The sequence below is a fragment of the Pseudomonas sp. TWP3-2 genome (genome assembly GCF_049897765.1).
Classification (GTDB): domain Bacteria; phylum Pseudomonadota; class Gammaproteobacteria; order Pseudomonadales; family Pseudomonadaceae; genus Aquipseudomonas.
The window spans coordinates 85,765-105,435 of the sequence record NZ_JAFCWW010000006.1 but is presented as its reverse complement, the minus strand read 5'-3'; the positions used below and the strand labels follow the sequence as shown (position 1 = coordinate 105,435).

The 19,671-nt window shown below is 58.0% G+C and carries 19 protein-coding genes; 10 read left to right on the top strand and 9 right to left on the bottom strand.

Translation table 11 applies throughout. The features are described from left to right. Nucleotides 1-49: 49 nt before the first annotated feature. Together ACP7EE_RS11425 and ACP7EE_RS11420 are read right to left on the bottom strand one after the other, a co-directional pair. Nucleotides 50-1,174, bottom strand: a complete 1,125-nt coding sequence (locus ACP7EE_RS11425; RefSeq protein ID WP_426234583.1) for an alkene reductase — start codon at nt 1,172-1,174, stop codon at nt 50-52. A 91-nt stretch (nt 1,175-1,265) separates the two neighbouring features. Then, a complete protein-coding gene (locus ACP7EE_RS11420; protein WP_426234582.1) occupies nt 1,266-2,306 on the bottom strand; it encodes an AbrB family transcriptional regulator in 1,041 nt (346 codons plus the stop codon). Nucleotides 2,307-2,421: 115 nt separating this feature from the next. On the opposite strand from ACP7EE_RS11420, the gene ACP7EE_RS11415 reads away from it, so the two are divergent. After that, nucleotides 2,422-3,321 (top strand): LysR family transcriptional regulator, encoded by a 900-nt coding sequence (locus ACP7EE_RS11415; RefSeq protein ID WP_426234581.1) that lies wholly within the window; start codon nt 2,422-2,424, stop codon nt 3,319-3,321. A gap of 45 nt (nt 3,322-3,366) precedes the next feature. Then, nucleotides 3,367-3,678 carry a hypothetical protein gene (locus tag ACP7EE_RS11410; protein WP_426234580.1) on the top strand — a complete coding sequence of 104 codons (312 nt, stop codon included), beginning with the start codon at nt 3,367-3,369 and terminating at the stop codon, nt 3,676-3,678. A 56-nt stretch (nt 3,679-3,734) separates the two neighbouring features. Here the strand turns inward: ACP7EE_RS11410 and ACP7EE_RS11405 are convergent, their stop codons facing one another. Beyond that, complete coding sequence (locus ACP7EE_RS11405; RefSeq protein WP_426234579.1) at nt 3,735-5,753, bottom strand: GmrSD restriction endonuclease domain-containing protein; 2,019 nt, start codon at nt 5,751-5,753, stop codon at nt 3,735-3,737. Nucleotides 5,754-6,014: 261 nt separating this feature from the next. Here ACP7EE_RS11405 and ACP7EE_RS11400 point away from each other — a divergent pair, with 261 nt between their 5' ends. After that, nucleotides 6,015-8,420, top strand: coding sequence for a glucose/quinate/shikimate family membrane-bound PQQ-dependent dehydrogenase (locus tag ACP7EE_RS11400; protein WP_426234578.1), 2,406 nt, complete (start codon nt 6,015-6,017; stop codon nt 8,418-8,420). Nucleotides 8,421-8,515: 95 nt separating this feature from the next. Then, nucleotides 8,516-9,793, top strand: coding sequence for a carbohydrate porin (locus ACP7EE_RS11395; protein ID WP_426234577.1), 1,278 nt, complete (start codon nt 8,516-8,518; stop codon nt 9,791-9,793). A 66-nt stretch (nt 9,794-9,859) separates the two neighbouring features. On the opposite strand, the gene ACP7EE_RS11390 is transcribed toward ACP7EE_RS11395, so the two are convergent. Next, nucleotides 9,860-10,819 (bottom strand): threonine dehydratase, encoded by a 960-nt coding sequence (locus ACP7EE_RS11390; RefSeq protein ID WP_426234576.1) that lies wholly within the window; start codon nt 10,817-10,819, stop codon nt 9,860-9,862. A gap of 105 nt (nt 10,820-10,924) precedes the next feature. On the opposite strand from ACP7EE_RS11390, the gene ACP7EE_RS11385 reads away from it, so the two are divergent. After that, on the top strand, nt 10,925-11,722 hold the full coding sequence (locus tag ACP7EE_RS11385) for a helix-turn-helix transcriptional regulator (protein WP_426234575.1): 798 nt from the start codon (nt 10,925-10,927) through the stop codon (nt 11,720-11,722). A 99-nt stretch (nt 11,723-11,821) separates the two neighbouring features. On the opposite strand, the gene ACP7EE_RS11380 is transcribed toward ACP7EE_RS11385, so the two are convergent. After that, nucleotides 11,822-12,061 carry a hypothetical protein gene (locus ACP7EE_RS11380; RefSeq protein WP_426234574.1) on the bottom strand — a complete coding sequence of 80 codons (240 nt, stop codon included), beginning with the start codon at nt 12,059-12,061 and terminating at the stop codon, nt 11,822-11,824. Between the two features lie 341 nt (nt 12,062-12,402). Here ACP7EE_RS11380 and ACP7EE_RS11375 point away from each other — a divergent pair, with 341 nt between their 5' ends. Further along, on the top strand, nt 12,403-12,735 hold the full coding sequence (locus tag ACP7EE_RS11375; protein ID WP_420650234.1) for a carboxymuconolactone decarboxylase family protein: 333 nt from the start codon (nt 12,403-12,405) through the stop codon (nt 12,733-12,735). Nucleotides 12,736-12,778: 43 nt separating this feature from the next. Then, nucleotides 12,779-13,885, top strand: a complete 1,107-nt coding sequence (locus tag ACP7EE_RS11370; RefSeq protein WP_426234573.1) for an alkene reductase — start codon at nt 12,779-12,781, stop codon at nt 13,883-13,885. A 162-nt stretch (nt 13,886-14,047) separates the two neighbouring features. Here the strand turns inward: ACP7EE_RS11370 and ACP7EE_RS11365 are convergent, their stop codons facing one another. Then, a complete protein-coding gene (locus tag ACP7EE_RS11365) occupies nt 14,048-14,602 on the bottom strand; it encodes an OsmC family protein (RefSeq protein ID WP_426234572.1) in 555 nt (184 codons plus the stop codon). 138 nt (nt 14,603-14,740) lie between these two features. Then, nucleotides 14,741-15,316, bottom strand: coding sequence for a TetR/AcrR family transcriptional regulator (locus ACP7EE_RS11360; RefSeq protein ID WP_426234571.1), 576 nt, complete (start codon nt 15,314-15,316; stop codon nt 14,741-14,743). A 192-nt stretch (nt 15,317-15,508) separates the two neighbouring features. Here ACP7EE_RS11360 and ACP7EE_RS11355 point away from each other — a divergent pair, with 192 nt between their 5' ends. Beyond that, nucleotides 15,509-16,321, top strand: a complete 813-nt coding sequence (locus ACP7EE_RS11355) for a DUF1206 domain-containing protein (protein WP_426234570.1) — start codon at nt 15,509-15,511, stop codon at nt 16,319-16,321. A gap of 10 nt (nt 16,322-16,331) precedes the next feature. Here ACP7EE_RS11355 and ACP7EE_RS11350 read toward each other — a convergent pair whose 3' ends face one another. After that, nucleotides 16,332-17,093 carry an alpha/beta fold hydrolase gene (locus tag ACP7EE_RS11350; RefSeq protein ID WP_426234569.1) on the bottom strand — a complete coding sequence of 254 codons (762 nt, stop codon included), beginning with the start codon at nt 17,091-17,093 and terminating at the stop codon, nt 16,332-16,334. 12 nt (nt 17,094-17,105) lie between these two features. Continuing rightward, nucleotides 17,106-17,690: a TetR/AcrR family transcriptional regulator gene (locus ACP7EE_RS11345; RefSeq protein ID WP_426234568.1), complete on the bottom strand. Its 585-nt coding sequence runs from the start codon at nt 17,688-17,690 to the stop codon at nt 17,106-17,108. A 175-nt stretch (nt 17,691-17,865) separates the two neighbouring features. Between ACP7EE_RS11345 and ACP7EE_RS11340 the strand changes: the two genes are divergently transcribed. Both ACP7EE_RS11340 and ACP7EE_RS11335 read left to right on the top strand, forming a co-directional pair. Next, the gene (locus ACP7EE_RS11340; RefSeq protein WP_426234567.1) at nt 17,866-18,654 is read left to right on the top strand and encodes an SDR family NAD(P)-dependent oxidoreductase; all 789 of its coding nucleotides are present in this window, start codon (nt 17,866-17,868) and stop codon (nt 18,652-18,654) included. Between the two features lie 3 nt (nt 18,655-18,657). After that, complete coding sequence (locus tag ACP7EE_RS11335; RefSeq protein ID WP_426234566.1) at nt 18,658-19,656, top strand: NADP-dependent oxidoreductase; 999 nt, start codon at nt 18,658-18,660, stop codon at nt 19,654-19,656. The last annotated feature ends 15 nt before the right edge of the window (nt 19,657-19,671 follow it).

The following is a 19,671-nucleotide window of genomic DNA, read 5'->3' as shown; positions in this document are numbered from 1 at the left end:
TTGCTCGCTCCTGTGCGGTCGGAGCGAGCCCCGGGATTAGCGGCGCATTTTATGCCGGGCTGAACGGATAGTCGATGTAGCCCTGTTGGCCGCCGCCGTACAAGGTCGCAGGGTTGACCGGGTTCAGCGGCAAATTATTCTGCAATCGGTGCGGCAGATCGGGGTTGGCGATGAACGTACGACCGAAGCCGAACAGATCGCCATAGCCTTGACCGAGGATGCTTTTGGCCTTGGCTTCGGTGTAGCGCCCGGCGTACATGATCGGGCCGCTGAAGGTTTCGCGCAGTGCAGCGCGGAAAGTCAGCGGCAAGTCCGGGCTGTTGTCCCAATCGGCTTCGGCAATCGACAGATAACCGATGGCCAACTCATTGAGCATGGCGGCGGCCTGAATGTAGGTGGCGTGCGGATCGCTCTCGACCAGCCCCAGATACACGCGTTCTTCGTCAGTGGTTTCGAACAACGGCGCGAAACGCACACCGACCCGTTCGCTGCCGAATACGCTGATCACGGCTTCGGTGACTTCACGCAGAAAACGCAGGCGATTGGTGAGTGAGCCGCCGTATTCGTCGGTGCGCTGGTTGGTGTGCTCGGAGATGAACTGGTTGAGCAGATAACCATTCGCCGAATGCAGTTCCACGCCATCGAAGCCAGCGGCTTTGGCGTTGACCGCCGCCAGCCGATACAGCTCGACCAACTCTTTAACCTCAGCGGTGCTCAACGCCCTCGGCATGCTTGGATCAGCCAATGCGCCCGCCTCGGGGCCGGTCTCGATAAAGACTTTTACGGCAGTCGCACGCAGCGCAGAAGGCGCGACCGGCGGCTGGTTGTCGGGTTGCAAACTGGTGTGTGAAACACGGCCGACATGCCAGAGTTGACAGAAAATCACCCCGCCTTCCTGGTGCACGGCTTCGGTGACTTTCTTCCAGCCAGTCACCTGTTCCTGGCTATAGATGCCTGGCGTCCATGCGTAGCCTTGGCCACGCGGTTCGATCTGCGTGCCTTCGGTGACCATGAAACCCGCCGTGGCGCGCTGACGGTAGTAGGTGGCCATCAGTTCGTTGGGAATGTCACCCGGCTGCGAGCTTCGCGAGCGGGTCAACGGCGGCAGTGCGATGCGGTTTTTAAGGGTCAGGCCGCCCAGTGACAATGGGGCGAACAAGCTTGATTCGGTCATGAAATTTCTGCAGCTCTGCTGAATGAGAGCCACACATTAACATATTCGAATACATGAATGCGTTGTGTTTAAGAACCTGTTCCTCGCTCAATCAGGCTGAAGGATTCTCTTGCAGCAAACGCTTGGGCAGAAACGCCGGCGAAATATGGATGATCGACATGCGCACCACATGATTGAGCATGACAAACGCCGGATCGAGTTTAAGCAGCAACGCCGCGGCCGTCATCACCTCGACGCCGCCGGGGACCCAGGACATGAACAACGCCAGAAACGGTTTGCCGGTCAGTTTGCTGAACGCGAACGCGACCGCCAGGGTCGTGCAAAAGGTCAGCGCGGTGACCACCAGACCCGCGCGGATGTAGCGCACGAAGTCCTTGAGGGTGATGTCTTTGAGGCGAATGCCGATCAGCCCGCCGAGCAGAATCAGCGCGACGATTGCCAGCGGGTCGGGCACACGCAGATGGGCTTGGGGGAAAACCACATTCACCGCTGCGCTGCAAATCAGTCCGGTCAGCATGTACGGCGCCGGCACATCAAAGCGCTCCAGCAGATAACCGAGCGCGACTGCCGCAATCGCCGGCGGAATGACGCCAAGGTAGTTGTCCAGAGTGCCCAGCGCGGGCGCCACGCTGTCGGCATGCCCACCGGCAATGATCGTCACCACCAGCAGCAGCGCAAGCAGACGCACGATGTGCACGAACGCGATGCGCCCGGACGCTGGTCCCTCCTCGCCCGACACCGTCATCACGGCCGCCATCGCCCCCGGAATCGAACCGAGCAAACTCTCGATATGCCCCCACTTTTCCATGCGCCGCAGCCAGTTGTAGCCGACAAAAATCTGCGTGGTCATGCAGATCAGCAGGCCGACCAGAATGCTCACATCGCTTAACTCGCTGATCATCGACGCGGTGACGATCGAGCCGACGCTGACCCCGAGCAGCAACTGCACCGCGGCCACAAACGGGTAAGGCATGCGCATGCGTACGCCCATTTTGCTCAGCGCGGTGACCAGGCAAATCGCACCGATCAACTCGCCAAGCGGCAACCCGGTCATGTAGCCGATCCATGCGCCCAATGCCGCCACCGGGACAGGAATAACGTTTTGCAGTGCCAGCAGCCTGTTTCGGGTCATCTGTCCATTCCGTGGAGGGGTGAAAAACTTCGTAATATTTTTAAACAGTTTTATAAGATGGGCCGACGAAAGGATCCAATACCTATTTTCGACCGATTGATACCCAAGGATGACGATGATCGATCTCCGCCGCCTGCGCTGCTTTCTGGTTGTCAGCGAAGAGTTGCACTTTGGCCGTGCCGCGTTGCGCCTGAACACTGCCCAACCACCGCTGACACGGCAGATTTCGGCACTCGAAAGCGAACTGGGTTTTCGCCTGTTCGACCGCAACACCCGCAGCGTGACGCTGACCTCCGAGGGCCGGCATTTCCTCCCCTACGCCCGGGCGGTGCTGGAGCAGGTCGACCTCACCGAAGCCATCACCCGCAAATTGGCGGCCGGCAGCGTTGGCCATCTGGCGGTCGGCTACGCCAGCTCGATTGCGCTGTCGGACATCTTCAGCCAGACGATTCAGGCGTTCTGCTCGCTGTATCCGGACGTGCAACTGACATTGGAAGAAGGTGCCTCCAGCACCCAGTGTGCGCAGATTATCGAAGGTCGGCTCGACATCGGCATGAGTCGCATGCAGCCGCCCGGAGACGATGCAGAGATTCAGGCCATCTGCCTGGACAACGAACCATTGGTCGCGGCGATTGCCAGCGACAGCCCACTCGCCCGCCAGGCTCAAGTGACACTGGCCGAGCTGAGCGCCTACCCGTTGATTGCCTTTCCGACCGACTATGGTTCTGGCCTGAATGACATCATCGAAGCGCTGTATCGCCGCCATGGGCTGACGCCTTTACCGGCGCCGACGGGCAAACAGATCACCTCGATTATCGCTTTGGTCGCCGCCGGTCGTGGTGTCGCTGTCGTTCCGCAATGCGCACAAGCGCTGGACAAACGCGGCGTGAGCTATCGCCCGTTAGCCGAGGCTGGCGCCACCGCCCCCCTGCTGTTATTGACGCGAAAGCGCGAGCGCAGTCCGTTGGTAAGGGCGTTTGTTGATGTGATCCAGCGAACACTGCGGGAAAAATGATCAGTGTCACAGCTCAACCATCTGTCCAGCACGGAGATCACAATTTTGAATGAGAGCTTCCATCACCATCTGGTAATCGCCAGAGGCTATTTCGCCCGAAAGTTGCCTTACTGGTGCTCGGACTTTTCACGTCCCACCGATCAGCAATTCGGTGCATTTCTGCAATCGAACGGCTGCCGAATCCAGTACCGGATATTGGAGATGTGGGATCAGGTCTACATTCCGCTGGATTGCGATTTCGACCTGGTGGAAGAAACCGCAAGAGTTCGCGCGCGACTGAGGGACGAAGGCGTGCGCGAAGATGATTTGCCGTTGTTGATAGACCCGCAGCAGCTTGAAGCCCACGCTGAAGACTGACAGCGTTGAGAGCGGGCTTACCTGCTCTCAACGCCCTATGCAAAGACTCTTGCCGCTCAGTTGACCTGTTTCATTCTCAAACTGCGCGTGGATATTTTCCCGGCCTTGCCCTCTTTGATAGCTTCGCCTGGTAAGCCAAAGCACAGTGGCAGATAGCTTTTGAGGTCGTTGGGAGTCGCCGTTAACTCGATGTCCCAGCGCTGCTCGATAAATTTGAGCAACGCCACACCGCGGACCGCGATGCTTTGCGCATTCCATTCGCGAAAGGATTGAGCCACTTCTGTGGCCGAGTAACTCGTATTTTCGTAGCGGACACGTTTTCCAGTCTCGGTGCGTCCCTGCTTGATGCTGTAGGCATCATTAGAGGCCGCCGAATTACTGCTGCGGGACAGGAACAGCAAATTGCCCAGCGAGTTTTGCAGCGCCTTGGTAATTCGCCCATGGCGGTTTGAGCGGCCGTCGACAGGGATTTTCTCGTCCCAATAAGCGCGTCCGGCGCCGGATGGATTCTGCGGAAATATATGCTCGACCGTTTCATCAAAATGAAAATCCGACCAAGGAATCTTCACGGGATTGTTGCCGTTCTTGTGGAAACTGGCTTCGTACTCATAGAGAGCCAGACGGGTGAAATCCCATTTATAGAAGCCATCACCTTTTTGAAAACGCCGCTCGATGTGCGCTTGCAACTGACTCGGGTAAAAGAATCCCTCCCATGGAAACTCGTCATCGTCAAAGCTTCCATCTTCGTATCCCACATTACTCGCGCTGGCTCTGACAAAGCGGGAGGTCAGCTCAATGGCCTCATGGTTCTTGAGTTTGTGTATCCCGTTCTCTTCCGCAAGAAAACCATCCCTGCCAGGTTTGAGCAACGTGTAGGCAGCGGATTCCATGTCAGCTCTTCCGGTAGTTCCTCGGACTCCTGAAAGTCTCAAGACCACTACGATGAAGCGTTCGATTTCCGCCAATAGCGTGTCGACGCACGCCAACGCAGCGGTGTGCTCGTGAGGGCTGACGATTGCGCCACGAATACCTGAGGAGGCACGCAAGTAAGCGGAGAGAATCAGCGGTTTGAAAAAAGCAAAGCCGCAATGCTCCAGTCGATCCAGTTGCTTCTGGTGCCCCGACGGCATCAAGGTAGGCGAATGAATGTGCGACCACCATTGCGCCGCGCTCTGCAGGCTCTGGATGTACTCCTGAATAAACGCGAACGTGGTCTGCTCATTGCCAACCGTAAACACGTCGTTGAACAGGGTGTTTTCCAGCCAGTCAGCCTCGCGCTTGCGCTTGAAATAAGCGGTGGCGTGCGCCAACAGAAACTCATCGTCGTGGTGCTGGGTCTTTTCACTGCGCCCCAAAGCCTGATAAATGCCCTTCCACGCCTCGTGAACCAGATTGCGCAAGTCCGCGGCATTGTCGCCAGGCTGGGCGACGACAGTTGAAAGATAGATGAGCCGGTTTTTCAGCAGCTCCATTTTCGAAAGCGGGCGCCCGCGGTTATTCAACGTTTCAAACGCAATGTGAATATCGAACGCTGGCGACACCGCCAGCAAGAACACGCAAAACTTGTCCAGCAGGATACCCAACACCTGTTGAGCCTCCGCGTTGGACAGTTGCGTGACCAAATCGCCATAGAACACCGCAGCCGCCTTCAGACTCAACGCATAGCTGGAGGGCTCTCGCGAGAGGCTGGATTCAGCATCAGCATTGCCTAAAGCGTAGAAGTCAAAATAATCCTGCAGCTCCTTGTTGCCCTTGAACTCAACTGCGAAGTCCTGAGGCGCCTCACCGAGGCAGGTACGCAGCGCATTCGCGAGGATGATCACCGTAATCAGTCGCTGCTGTCCGTCGACGACCTCAACTCGTGGCGGCCCTTTTTTCTGCGTACACGGACGTACCAGCATCATGCCCGCGAAGTGCTGCTCGGCACCGCTACGCGCGACATTCTGAATATCCCGCCACAGCGCCTGCCACTGACTTTCGCCCCAGGAATATCCACGCTGGTAATCCGGAATCAGAAAACTGTAATGCTCGAGCACTTCACCGAAATGGCGAAGGGTTGGATCGTTGGGCTGCATGGGCCTTCCTTGGAAATGAGCGGACTGAAAAACCGCGCAAGTCTAAGGATGTGGCCATTCAATATCAAACTGCAGTCACCTTTTGAGGCCAGCGGCTTTGAAGCGTGCCTTGCCATTTACCGAATCTGCGCCACGCTGAAGTGTGGAATCGCGCTCCCAGATCCCAAGCGATCCACGGCTTTTTTCAACTTTGAACTAAACAGTTACTAAATAGATAGCTCCCTATATAATCTCCGCTTCATTTCCAATGGGACTCCCAACGTGAAGCCAAGTCAACGCGTCTCCGGCGTATCAAAAATCATATTGGTCGGGCTCGGGGTGATCATCGCCCTGCTCGGCCTGGCACTCGCTGCTGGCGGCGTGAAACTGGTCAGTCTGGGAGGCTCGTGGTACTTCCTGGTGGGCGGTCTGGTGATGGCCGTGTCCGGTCTGTTGATCGCTCGCTACAAGCCTGCTGGCGCGTGGTTGTTCGCCGCGTTTCTGCTCGGCACGGCGATCTGGGCCGTGGTTGATGTGGGTCTGGAATTCTGGCCGGTGTTCTCGCGGCTGTTCATGTTCAGTGCCGTCGGCCTTGCCGTGACGCTGGTTTATCCGCTGCTCAAACGTGCCAACGGTGGCATTTCCGGGCGTGGTGCTTATGCGGTTGCGGCTGTTCTGGCAGTGGGCCTGGCCGTTGCTGTCGGCAACATGTTCGTTGCGCATCCGACCGCCGCCGCAACCGGCACCGGCCCGGGCCTGACCCCGGTTGCACCGGACAAGGCCCAGAAGGATTGGGCGCACTACGGCAATACCGAAGGCGGCAGCCGCTTTGCTGCGCTGGATCAGATCAACCGCAGCAACGTCGACAAACTCAAAGTCGCGTGGACCTACCACACCGGCGACATCGCCGAGAGCGACGGCAATGGCGCCGAAGACCAGCTGACGCCGCTGCAAATCGGCAACAAAGTGTTCATCTGCACCCCGCACAACAACCTCATCGCACTGGATGCCGATACCGGTAAAGAACTGTGGAAAAACGCCATCAACGCCCAGTCGAAAGTCTGGCAGCGTTGCCGTGGCATGGCCTATTTCGACGCCAGCACCGCCGTCGCCAAACCGGGCAACTCGCCGGTTACCGAGACGCCAGTTGCACCCGGCGCCAACTGCACGCGCCGTTTGCTGACCAACACCATCGACGCGCGTCTGATCGCAGTCGATGCCGACACCGGCGAGTTCTGCCAGGGTTTCGGCAACAACGGTCAGGTTGATCTGAAGGCCGGTCTGGGCGATGTCCCGGACAGCTACTATCAACTGTCCTCCGCGCCGCTGATGGCCGGCACTACCGTGGTAGTTGGCGGTCGGGTTGCCGACAACGTGCAAGCCGATATGCCGGGCGGCGTGATCCGTGGTTTCGACGTGATCACTGGCGCCATGCGTTGGGCATTCGATCCGGGCAACCCGCAGGATCGCAACGCTCCGGCCGACGGCAGCACTTACGTCCGCAGCACACCGAACAGCTGGGCGCCGATGTCTTATGACTCTGCAACCAACACGGTTTTCCTGCCGATGGGCAGCTCTTCAACCGACATTTATGGCGTCGAACGCAGCAAACTCGATCACACCTACGGCGCCTCGATCCTCGCGCTGGACGCCAGCAGCGGCGCCGAAAAGTGGGTGTTCCAGACCGTGCACAACGATCTCTGGGACTTCGACCTGCCGATGCAGCCGAGCCTGATCGACTTCACCAAGGACGGCAAAAGCGTACCGGCGCTGGTGATCGGCACCAAAGCCGGGCAGATTTACGTGCTCGACCGCGCCACCGGCAAACCACTGACTCAGGTCGATGAAGTACCGGTCAAAGCCGCGAACATCCCCAATGAACCGTACTCGCCAACCCAGCCAAAATCGGTGGGCATGCCGCAGATCGGTGCGCAACACCTGACCGAATCCGACATGTGGGGCGCCACGCCGTACGACCAGTTGCTGTGCCGGATCGACTTCAAAGGTATGCGTTACGACGGCTTGTACACCGCACCGGGCACCGACAAATCTCTGAGCTTCCCCGGTTCGCTGGGTGGCATGAACTGGGGCAGCATCTCGACTGACCCGGTGCACGGTTTCATCTTCGTCAACGACATGCGTCTGGGCCTGTGGATTCAGATGATCCCGTCGCAGAACAAAGGTCAGGCAACCTCCGGTGGCGAAGCGCTGAACACCGGCATGGGCGCGGTTCCGCTGAAAGGCACGCCGTATGCGGTGAACAAAAACCGCTTCCTGTCGGTGGCCGGCATTCCGTGTCAGGCACCGCCATTCGGCACCCTGACCGCGGTCGACATGAAGACGCAGAAAGTCGCCTGGCAAGTGCCGGTCGGCACCGTTGAAGACACTGGCCCGCTGGGCATCCGCATGCACCTGCCGATCAAGATCGGTCTGCCAACCCTCGGCGGCACCCTGTCGACTCAGGGTGGCTTGATCTTCATCGCCGGCACTCAGGATTTCTACCTGCGCGCCTTCAACAGCGGCAACGGTGAAGAAGTCTGGAAAGCGCGTCTGCCGGTCGGCAGTCAGGGCGGCCCGATGACTTACGTTTCGCCGAAAACCGGCAAGCAATACATCGTGATCACCGCTGGTGGTGCGCGTCAATCGACCGACCGTGGCGACTACGTGATGGCGTACGCCTTGCCGTAAATCGCAGCAACCACCTTCATCGCAACAGTGCGCGGCACCTTCGGGTGCCGCGTCGTTTTTTGTCCCGCGTTTCAGATTTCAGCAGGAAGATTCACATGTCTCGTTTCTCTCAATACGCCTTGCTGGCAGGCCTGACCTGCGGCGCCGCCCTGCCCGCTTTCGCCGATACCGACTTCAATGTATTCACACGCAACACCCTGACCGGCGACTGGGGTGGCCTGCGCCATCAGCTCGATGCAGACGGCGTCAAGTTCACCGGCGACTACAGCGGCGAGACCGCGTACAACGCCGATGGCGGCCTGCACCGCTCGGCGCGCTACTCGCAGAACATCAAGCTCGGCGTGCAGTTCGACCTGAGCAAACTGTATGGCGTGGACAACGCCGGCAAGGTCCAGCTGAGCATCAACGACCGACGCGGCAACAGCGCTTCCGAAGACCTGGTTGGCAACCGTCTGCCGATTCAGGAAAACTACGGCGGCCTCTACACGCGCCTGACCGAATTGAGCTACGAGCGCAGCCTGTTCACTCCGGCGCTCAACGTCAAACTCGGCTACATGGCCATGGGCAACGACCTCGGCGGCCTCGACAGCGGCATCCTGTGCAACTTCATGAACGCCGGATTCTGCGGCCACCCGCTGAACATGTCCGGCGGCAGCGGCTGGACCAACTACCCGAATGCGCGCCTCGGCGTGCGGGTCAAATACGACCTGTCGTCCTCCTGGCAACTGCGCGTGGCCGCGTTCAACGTCGACCCGGAAAGCAACGGCAATTCCAGCCGCGCCTGGCACCTCGATCCGAAACACACCACTGGCACCGTGGTGCCGATCGAGCTGGTGTACAAGCACGCCGGCAGCCTGCCCGGCGAATACAAGCTCGGTTACTACTACGACAGTTCCGACGTGAAACGCATCGGCAGCGACAAGGAAGTGTCCGGTCGCGGCGGCCATTACCTGCTGATCGACCAAGCTGTCTGGCGCTCGCCGACTTCCGAGGGCCACAGCCTGCACGCCTTCGGCCAGTATTCGGCGGCCAGCCAAGCGGCCTCGCCGTTCAGCAAGTGGTACGGCACGGGCGTGGTTTTGTACAAACCGTTCGAAGGTCGCCCGCGTGACACCCTCGCCCTCGGTTACGGCCGCGCCGTGCCCAACCCGCGCAGCCGCGATGTGCTGCAAGACGCCGCGCTGGCCAATGGCACGCCGCTGTCCAATCTGGACAGCGCCGAGCAGTTGATCGAACTCGGCTACGGTTATCAGGCCACGCCTTGGCTGACCCTGCGCCCGAACCTGCAATACATCATCGAACCGGGAGCGTTCTCCGGGCAGGACATCGATAACGCATTAGTGGTCGGTTTGCAGGTGAAAGCCGCGCTCTGACCCTCAAAGCACAGCTCCGCCGGATTCATTCATTGCACTCCGGCGGGGTTAAGTTTTGCTGAAGTTCTACTCGCCGATCACCCGCGCATACACCGAGCGATCAATATTGCCGCCGGACAAAATCACCCCGACCTTCTTGCCTTCCATCATCCCGCGCTCCTGCATCAACGCGGCCAACGCCGCCGCGCCCGCGCCTTCTGCGAGGTTGTGGGTGTCGGTGTAATACACGCGGATCGCCTCGGCGATTTCGTCTTCGCTGACCGAGACGATGCGCGCGGCACCGGCGCCGTAAATCGCGAACGCATCGGGAATCGGCATGCGCACCGCGAGGCCGTCGGCGAAGGTATTGGCCGAGGCGGTTTCACGGATCTCCTGCGCTTCAAACGACAACTTCGCAGCGGCGGCCTCGGTGGATACCACGCCCACCACTTCGGTGGTCAGGCCCAGGGCATCGCGGGCGGCGATCACGGCGCAAACGCCAGAGCCGCAGCCAATTGGCACATACACCGTGTCCAGATCCGGCGCGGCAGTGAACAGCTCCAGCGCGTAGGTCGCCACGCCTTTGACCAATTCCTTGTGGAACGGCGGGACCAGATACAGATCGCGCGCTTGCGCCAGACGCCAGGCTTCCACGCGGGCCTCATCGAAGTCTTTTCCACACTCGACCACTTCCCCGCCGAAGCCGCGCATGGCGTTGTTTTTCTCCACCGAGTTACCTTCCGGCACCACAATCAACGCCTGCAAACCCACCGCGCTTGCCGCCAGCGCCAGACTCTGCCCGTGATTGCCGCGCGTCGCCGAGACAATGCCCTTCACATGCGGATGCGCACGACGCAGCCAGTTCATGAAGGTAATACCGCCGCGCACCTTGAACGCGCCGGTCGGCGTATGGTTTTCGTGCTTGACCCACACCGTGCAGCCCAAGCGCTCGGCCAGCAATGGCCAGCGGTATTGCGCCGTCGGCTGCATAACCTGATAAACCTGCTGCGCAGCTTGTTCGATATCGTCGCGAGTCAGTGTGTGCATGAGTCGTCTCCCTGAAATTGTGCCCAGTCTAGGCGCGGGCGCAACACGTCGGCTTTCAAAAAACTCACCTGACTTTTGCTTTGGCACTTCACTACTATGCAGGTCATGAATTCCCGAAATCGCCCACCGCTCTCGCCCGCCGCGCAAACGATTCGCCGAATCGAAGCCGGGCCGTGGGCGATTGAATTACTGCCCGGCGCCGCTTACGCAACGCGCTATGTGGCGAGTCAATCGGCGATTGGCTTTGCCTTCGACAGCCAGCGCGGCGTACACGCGATTGGCAGTGACCGGGTGCGGCCGTTCGACGCGCTGCCCAATGGCTTGGCATTCGTGCCGGTGGGGTGTGACGTGTTGTCCGAGTCGCCTTCAGGTGGCGAATATCTGCGGGTGATTCGCACTGATGGCGCGGCATTGGTCGGGGATCGGGAGTTCAGTAATCGGCTTGATCCGCAGGCGATTGAATTGGCGCTGCAAATGCGCCGGGCGTCGTTGCAGGCCTCGGTTGATGACGATATCGAAGCTTGGGCGTTGGCGATGGCTGAGCGGGTGCAGGGGGATTTGTCCTTTGAACACCTGCATTGCTTGACCGGTAATCGGATGCGCTTGCTGGATGAGTTCATTGACGCCGGACTCGATGGGCCGCTGAGTATTAAGGCGATGGCTGAATTGCTCGAGTTGTCTGAAGGTTATTTCATGCGCGCCTTCAAGCAGGCGACGGGGAAAAGTCCGCATAGCTATCTGATCGACCGGCGCCTGGCCAAGGCTCGGGCGCAAATGCGCGATTCGGCGGCGAGTCTGGCGCAGATTGCGCTGGCGTGCGGGTTTAACTCGCAGGCGCATATGACGACGGTTTTCAGGCAACGCCTTGGAGTGAGTCCGGCGCAGTTGCGTAAGATTTCTTAATGGGGACAGATTTATTTTTTCACGAACGGCTGTTCGGTAAATAAATCCGTCCGCTTTAACCAGAAAGCCAGGGCGTAAAGCCCTGGCTGATCGTAGATGTCACTTTTTCTTCTTCGCCGGCTTGTCCGACTTCTCGGATTTCTTGGCCTTTTCCGGCTTGCTGTCAGCTTTCTTTGCAGATTTCTTCGGTTCGGCGTCTTTCTTCTTGTCTTTCTTGTCGGAAGATTTCGACAGAGCCGAGGCTGCTGCTGATTTCTTTTCCGGCGATGACTTTTTGTCTTTCAAGTCCTTGCTGGCTTTCGAAGCGTCACTTTTGCTTTTCTTCTCGTCTTTAGCCACGTTGTCCACCTCTCGGAGTATGCCGACATTGGCAAAATGCCTGCGGGATTATCCGCACGCTGATCATTAGGCGTGCGCGTGTGAAGGCGGTTCAAATTTTCTTGCGCGTAGAGATACGCGATGGGAAACCGGGTGAAAAACGGGACCTCACGCAAAACCCGAATGCTCAATCTGTCAGCCTCGTGATCTGCATCCAATCTGCACTCGATTCATCACAGTAGAAATAGCGTTGATAGCTAATATCAACGCGCGGCATTTGATAGCCTACCAACTGGATGGTAGTGTTCTTCGCAGATTTACCAACGCGACTCCCACCGTATCTCTACTCTCGTGAGAATCCTATGCAAGACTGGAAGCAAACTCGCAAAGACATCAACACCCGCCTGATGGAACTCAACGCTTTGAGCCCTGAAACCATGAAGGGAATGGCAGCGCTCGGTGCCGCTGGCGCGAAAACCAATCATCTGGACGCCAAGACTCGGGAGCTGATCTCCCTGGCCGTAGCCGTAACTACGCGTTGTGACGGATGCATCGCTTTCCACGCTGCAGAAGCGAAGAAAGTCGGAGTTACCAGCGAAGAAGTTGCTGAAGCCCTGGGCGTGGCAATCAACATGAATGCCGGTGCCGCTTTGGTCTACAGCACTCACGTGCTCGACGCGTTCGACAAGTCCTGATCCACCGCCGGCCCTCTATTCGTCAACCACGTCGAGATCAATCATGAATAAGCTGTTCACCCCGTACAATCTTTCAGGTACCGCGCTCAAGAATCGAGTGGTTATGGCCCCCATGACTCGCACCCGGACTTTGGACAACATTCCAAATGAGTCCAACGCGCTGTATTACGCGCAACGCGCTTCCGCCGGCCTGTTGATCACCGAAGGCCTGCCGATTTCCGACGAGGCTCGCGGTTATCTTTATACGCCGGGTATTTACGCAGATGAGCACTTGCCTGGCTGGCGCAAAGTGACTGACGCAGTGCATGCCAAGGGCGGCAAGATTTTTGCGCAACTCTGGCACGTTGGCCGGATGTCCCACGTCTCGGTGCATGGCATGGTGCCAGTCTCCTCGGGCACGGTGGCTGCGGTCGATACCACGGTTTATGCCTGGATCGAGCCTGGCAAGTCAGGCCCGGTGCAACCCAGCGCACCCCGTGCGTTGGAGACTGCTGAAGTGCAACGCGTTATTGCGGACTTCGTAAGCTCTGCGCGTATGGCCATGGACGCCGGTTTCGATGGTATTGAAATCATGGCCGCCAATGGCTTCTTGTTCGACCAGTTCCTGAGCAGCACCCTGAATACCCGCACCGACCAGTACGGTGGCTCCATCGCCAATCGCCAGCGTTTTTTGCTGGAAACCATTGATGCAATTGCAGCTGAAATCGGTGGCTCAAAGATCGGTGTACGCCTGTCGCCCTTCGGCCGTCTGTATGACTTCGGCGTGTACGACGGCGAAGAACAAACCTGGATGAGCATGGCGGCGGCGCTCAACGAGCGCGAACTGGCGTTCGTTCACCTGAACTACCAACCCACCATCGTCGCCGCACAAACACCTCCGGGTTTTGGCGCCGCATTCCGCGAAGTTTACAAAGGCACCTTGATGGCTGCTGGCGGCTTCACCAAAGAACTTGCGGAGTCTGAGCTGGCCAAAGGTGAACTTGACCTGATCGCTTTCGGCACGCCCTACATTGCAAACCCGGATCTGGTAGAGCGTATGCAGAACAATTGGCCATTGGCTGAGGGAGATCGAGCAACCTATTACGGTGTCAGCGATTCGATTGACAAGGGGTACACCGACTACCCGGCATATGCAGCGGCCACCGCCTGAATCCCGAGTGAGACATAATTGAAACTGCGGGCCAGTGAATAATCAGCGGCACTTTCAAATAAAAAGCTCCTTGGTCGTTGAGTGCATTTGTACTCAATGTCCAAGGAGCTTTTTTGTGTCATACAAACCGGCTTCATCGTTCAATGTCGAAGACTAAAACGATCAGCCCTCAAGAACTTCGAGCGTCGGCACCATGCGGATGGCCCTGGAGAAGTTGGCGTAGTTGACCGAGGTCTTGAGCACCACGTTGTGCAATGCTTCAACGCGCTCACGCGATGCGTCGGTGTGCAGGCGGATCACCACACTCACTTCGTCGTAACCCGGGTTAACACTTTCATCGATACCAAGAAAGCCACGCAGGTCGAGCGTGCCATCAGTTTCGATTTCCAGGCTGTGAATCTTGATGCCCATCATTGCGGCGTTGGCGGCATAACCGACCGACATGCACGCGTTGAGAGCCGCCATCAGCAGTTCCTGCGGATTAGGTGCGGAGTTCTGTCCAAGTAATTCGTTTGGTTCGTCGGCAGTGATTTCGAAATCCCGCGCATAGGTTTCACCCGCCAGGCTGTAACGGCTGACCTTTGCCACGGAACGGGTCTGGCCTTTCCACTCGGTCTTTACGTTAAAGCTTGCAAGCCGTTTTGTCTGATCCTCGGCTACGCCTTGGGCAAACTGCTGGAGCGCGGCGACATCGATACCGTTCAGGTTGTTACTCATATGCTTGTTCCTCTTGAATTCTGGGCAGTAGCCCGAAAGAGAAACAAGCCTACCAACTGGTAGGTTGATCATCAACAGATTGTTTTGTTCCGCAATGAGAACGGCCATCGACCGAGACGATTACCGTATGGTTGAGCCTCAGTGCTGCGTCCCGGTAGTGCGCAGTCCATCTAAAATGAAATCGATACCGGAAAAATGTTGGTAGTTGTCATTCAGCGCCCAAGATACAAAGCTGCCGCCTTCCAGCGTATTCAAGATGAGCCGTGCAACCTTGACGTTGTCGAGTTCGGTTTTGAGCTCACCAGCCTTCTGGCCCCGCACAATATTGGCGTGAAGCCAATTCAGATGAATTTCGAAAAAATCTCGTGTCATCTCTTTCAGACTTTCAGGCAAAGCCGATAGCTCGGCTGCCAAGGCGCCACACAGCGGAAGCAACGCGCTTTCGCTGCTGTGCGCGAACATCAGGGCGAACGCATTAAGTCGGTCGATAATGAGGGGATGTGTATCGTCGATGCTTTCCAGCTGATTCTTGAAGCGGAACAGATAACTCTCGACGATGGCGATCGCCAACCCCTCTTTGGTTGGAAAGTGATGGTGAATACTCGCTTTCTTGATACCGATCTCCTCAGCCAGGTCGGCGTAGCTGAATGCGGCATAGCCTTTGGTACGCAACAAAATCTCAGCGCTGGCAAGAAGGTCGGAACGTGTACTCATCGGGTCGCTTCCAGAATCGGTAATGACGCATCATAAATTAGTGGTTGTTCATAAGACAGCACTCGACATTTTCAGCCTCGCCTCCCCGTAAAGAGATGAGGGACTTGGATTCCAGTCAAACCTGCTCCACCTCAACAGAACCCATCCCCGCAAGACTGGTCTGCTCTTTATTACCTCTTGGAAATACAACCCATGTCCGCACAACACAGTCTTGTACTACTCGCTCGGGGAGGCTACGCCGCGCGGGGAGTGCTTTATCTGATCATCGGTATTTTCGCGCTGCTGGCAGCACAGGATTCGACAAAGCCGAAGGATAGCCACAAGAGCCTGGAAGCATTGTTGGCTCAGCCATTCGGGTATTTTTTAGTCGGGCTTGTGGTGGCGGGTCTGCTGGCATTTGCGGCTTGGCGCGTGCTGCAAGCGACGCGTGATGTCGATCATCACGGCAAAAATCTCAAAGGTCTGGTGATTCGCGCGGGGCTGTTTGCAGGAGGTCTGGTCAATGGCGCTCTGGCGCTTTTTGCACTGGGCCTGCTCATCAGCGGTATTCGAAGCTCGGGCAATTCCGGGGGGCAAACCAAAGATTGGCTGGCGCATCTTCTGTCTTGGGATTACTCGAACTTGTTGATTTATGTGGTCGCCCTGATTCCGCTGGGCGTAGGCATTGCTCACATCATCAAAGGCTGGAAGGCGTCGTTCGAAAAATACTTTGAGGCCGACGAAGACGTCATGCGCTACGTGCGCCCGGTGTCGCGCTTCGGGTTGATCGCCCGTGGGGTGGTGTTTATCGAGATTGCGTTGCTGTTGGCGATCAGCGGTTCCGCTTATAAAGCCATGGATCCACCCGGCATGAAGGAAGCCCTCGACGCACTGCAGAATCTCCCCGCTGGATGGCTGATTTTGATGGTGATGGCCTTCGGGCTGATTGCCTTCTCGGTGTACAGCTTCTCTGAGGCTTTCTGGCGCAAAATCAATATGGATGTGCCGGGAGTATCGAGACTTTAAGGTGTCGCAATCACTTGCAGAGAAATTCGCGGATTGCTTCGGCAGTCCGCCTGGCGCTCGTCACCACGAAAAAATGCCCTTCGCCCTCTATGACCTGGAGTTCAGCACGGCGAATGCTGCGGCGCAGAATGTGCGCGTTGTACGGCAGAACCAGGGTGTCGCGTTCGCCGGTGAGAATCAGCGTGCGCTGGCGCAGACGGAAAAGCCTTAGCAGGCTGGTCCAGCCGACCAGAGCCGCGAGTTGGTACAAATAGCTTCGCGGGTTTGTCGTTAGCATGCGCTTCGCCACACCCAAGCGCAGCAGCGTCTGTATCGAATTGCACGAGCCTTCTTGCTTGCGCAGGTTGGCGGTTTTGCTTGCGCCAAAAAAATCCAGGATGTCGGCAGGCTTCACCAGCATCGCCGGGCCAGCTGAAGTCGCCGCAAGGATCAGCCGGCGCACCATTTTCGGATAACGCAGGGCAAACTCTTGCGCCAATGCACCGCCCCAACTTACGCCGAACACGTCGATCTGGTCGATGCCCAATTGCTTGAGCATCTCGGCGATCAAATCGGCATGGCGCGGCAGACGCATTGGCCAACGCGGCATTTGTGATTTGCCGACGCCGGGCACGTCCAGGGTGATGGTCGTGTAGTCCCCAAGTTCCTCACGCAGCGGATCGAAGGTACGCATCAAGCCACCCAAGCCATTGAGCAAGAGCAGCGGTGAGCCCTGACCGCAGATTGAAATATTCAATTTGAGGTCATCAATCGTGAGTCGGCGTTTAGTCACGGACTTCTCCCTTTAGATTCCTTCTGACTCACCAGCCAACGATTCGCTCATTTGCGCATGACACACCGCCAGAATTTCATCGGCCAGCGCCGAGTCGTCAGGACAGGCGCGCGATAGCATGATCGCGCCAACCGCGCGCGCCAGCAGGTCGATCATTTTCATCCTCGCCTCACCCGTCGGCGCATCCGGCCCGGTCGGGTATTTGTCGCCGAGCGTTTGCAACGTGCGCTCGATGCCTTCAGCGAAGGTCAATTTCAAATCACCCGACTGACGCGCCGCGTCCCCGCACAACGCCGCCATGGTGCAACCGGTGGCTCGCCCGTCGCGGTGATCCCTCGACACATACACGTCGATGAAATCCTGCACGCTCATCGCTTCGGCACTGGCCAGCGACTGCGCCAGACTGTTGGCCGAGGCTTCGGCCATCAAATCAGCCTTCGAACCGAAATGTTTGTAAAAACCACCATGAGTGAAACCGGCGGCCGCCATCAGGTCGGCCACGCCGACTCCGTCAAAACCGCGTTCGCGGAATACCACTGAAGCCGTTTCGACGATGTGCTCGCGGTTTGCCTGGGCCTGAGCCTTGGACACTCGCATGTTCGCTACCTCGCTACCGCTGGAAATTCATCGCCCGATCATACATAGATGTTGACCGTAATCAAAACCGTTGACAGTTTAGATTTCGATCATCATCCTAACCTCAGGTGAATCGATTTCGACGCCGCGCTCGCCCATCAATCCCAATCCCCATTCCCGAAAAAGAGCCGACAACATGACTAACCGTCCTACCGTTCTCATCACTGGCGCTTCCACCGGCATCGGCGCGGTTTACGCCGAGCGTTTCGCCCAGCGCGGGCATGATCTGGTGCTGGTCGCGCGTGACCAATCGCGCCTGGGAACACTCGCGGCAAAGTTGCGTGGCGAACACAACGTTGCCATTGAAGTGCTTGCGGCCGACCTGACGCAACTCAGCGACCTGCACACCGTCGAAACGCGTCTGCGTGATGACGAGCGCATCGGCATCCTCGTCAATAACGCTGGCGCCGCCCAGTCCGGCAACTTCATCGAGCAAAGCGCCGACAGCGTCGCGCAACTGGTGGCCCTCAACACCACTGCGCTGGTGCGGCTGGCCAGCGCCATCGCCCCGCGTCTGGCCAAAGCGGGTGACGGCGCGATCATCAACATCGGTTCAGTGGTGGGTCTGGCACCTGAGTTCGGCATGACTGTCTACGGAGCGACCAAGGCGTTTGTGCTGTTCCTGTCCCAAGGCCTGAGCCTGGAACTGTCGCCTCAGGGTGTCTACGTGCAAGCCGTGCTGCCCGCCGCCACCCGCACCGAGATTTGGGATCGCGCCGGGATCGACATCAATACCCTGAGCGAAATCATGGAAGTCGGTGATCTGGTCGATGCCGCGCTGGTTGGATTCGACCGTCGCGAACCAGTGACCATTCCGCCGCTGCACGAAAGCGAGCGCTGGGATGCCTTGCAAACCGCGCGTCAGGGCCTGTTGACGCAGATCCGCCAGTCCGCCGTGGCGCAACGTTATTTGACTCGAGTCTGAACCATGAAGGCATTTTTTATCGAGCGCTACGGCAAGCACAACGGCATGATCGGCGAAGTGCCCGACCCGGCGGTCGGTGAACATGACGTTCTGGTCGAGGTGCATGCAGCCAGCGTCAACCCGTTGGATTCGAAGATCAGCACCGGCGAATTCAAACTGATCCTGCCCTACAAATTTCCACTGATATTGGGCAATGACCTCGCCGGCGTGGTCGTGCGCACAGGTTCGGCGGTGATGCAATTCAAGCCGGGCGACGAAGTCTACGCCCGCCCTCCCGAAACGCGGATCGGGACGTTTGCGGAACTGATCGCCGTGAATGAAAACGCGCTTGCGCTGAAACCCGCAAATCTCGACATGGCCGAAGCGGCGTCCATCCCACTCGCCGCGTTAACCACATGGCAGGCGCTGGTTGAAATCGGCCAGTTGAAAAAGGGTCAGAAGGTGTTGATACATGCTGGTTCCGGCGGTGTCGGCACGTTTGCCATCCAGCTCGCCAAGCACCTCGGCGCCTTCGTTGCGACCACCACCAGCACGGCCAATGTCGAATGGGTGAAAGCGCTCGGGGCTGATGTGGTTATCGATTACAAACGGCAGGATTTTGCCAACGAACTGCGCGACTTCGACGTGGTGTTGAACAGCCTCAGCGGCGACGTATTGGCGAAATCGGTCAAGGTTCTCAGGCCTGGTGGAAAGCTGATTTCCCTGTCCGGGCCACCGACTGCGCAATTTGCTCGAGAACAAGGTTTGTCTTGGGTGCTGGGACAAGTCATGCGCTTGCTGAGCAGCGGCATCCGCAGAAAGGCCCGCAAGCACGGGGTGAGTTATGCGTTTTTGTTTATGCGGGCTGACGGGAAGCAACTGCAGAAGATCACTGCGCTGATCGAGGCTGGGGTTATCAAACCGGTTATTGATCGTTCCTTTCCTTTTGAATCGACGGCTGAGGCGTTGCGGTACGTTGAGCAAGGCAGATCGAAGGGCAAAGTCACCGTGACACTGAGATAAGTGCATTGCGAAGCA

Bases quoted from the DNA above. Each gene is read 5' to 3' on its own strand.
- ACP7EE_RS11425 (WP_426234583.1), bottom strand. From the start codon at position 1,174: ATGACCGAATCAAGCTTGTTCGCCCCATTGTCACTGGGCGGCCTGACC.
- ACP7EE_RS11420 (WP_426234582.1), bottom strand. From the start codon at position 2,306: ATGACCCGAAACAGGCTGCTGGCACTGCAAAACGTTATTCCTGTCCCG.
- ACP7EE_RS11415 (WP_426234581.1), top strand. From the start codon at position 2,422: ATGATCGATCTCCGCCGCCTGCGCTGCTTTCTGGTTGTCAGCGAAGAG.
- ACP7EE_RS11405 (WP_426234579.1), bottom strand. From the start codon at position 5,753: ATGCAGCCCAACGATCCAACCCTTCGCCATTTCGGTGAAGTGCTCGAG.
- ACP7EE_RS11395 (WP_426234577.1), top strand. From the start codon at position 8,516: ATGTCTCGTTTCTCTCAATACGCCTTGCTGGCAGGCCTGACCTGCGGC.
- ACP7EE_RS11390 (WP_426234576.1), bottom strand. From the start codon at position 10,819: ATGCACACACTGACTCGCGACGATATCGAACAAGCTGCGCAGCAGGTT.
- ACP7EE_RS11385 (WP_426234575.1), top strand. From the start codon at position 10,925: ATGAATTCCCGAAATCGCCCACCGCTCTCGCCCGCCGCGCAAACGATT.
- ACP7EE_RS11375 (WP_420650234.1), top strand. From the start codon at position 12,403: ATGCAAGACTGGAAGCAAACTCGCAAAGACATCAACACCCGCCTGATG.
- ACP7EE_RS11370 (WP_426234573.1), top strand. From the start codon at position 12,779: ATGAATAAGCTGTTCACCCCGTACAATCTTTCAGGTACCGCGCTCAAG.
- ACP7EE_RS11365 (WP_426234572.1), bottom strand. From the start codon at position 14,602: ATGAGTAACAACCTGAACGGTATCGATGTCGCCGCGCTCCAGCAGTTT.
- ACP7EE_RS11360 (WP_426234571.1), bottom strand. From the start codon at position 15,316: ATGAGTACACGTTCCGACCTTCTTGCCAGCGCTGAGATTTTGTTGCGT.
- ACP7EE_RS11355 (WP_426234570.1), top strand. From the start codon at position 15,509: ATGTCCGCACAACACAGTCTTGTACTACTCGCTCGGGGAGGCTACGCC.
- ACP7EE_RS11345 (WP_426234568.1), bottom strand. From the start codon at position 17,690: ATGCGAGTGTCCAAGGCTCAGGCCCAGGCAAACCGCGAGCACATCGTC.
- ACP7EE_RS11340 (WP_426234567.1), top strand. From the start codon at position 17,866: ATGACTAACCGTCCTACCGTTCTCATCACTGGCGCTTCCACCGGCATC.
- ACP7EE_RS11335 (WP_426234566.1), top strand. From the start codon at position 18,658: ATGAAGGCATTTTTTATCGAGCGCTACGGCAAGCACAACGGCATGATC.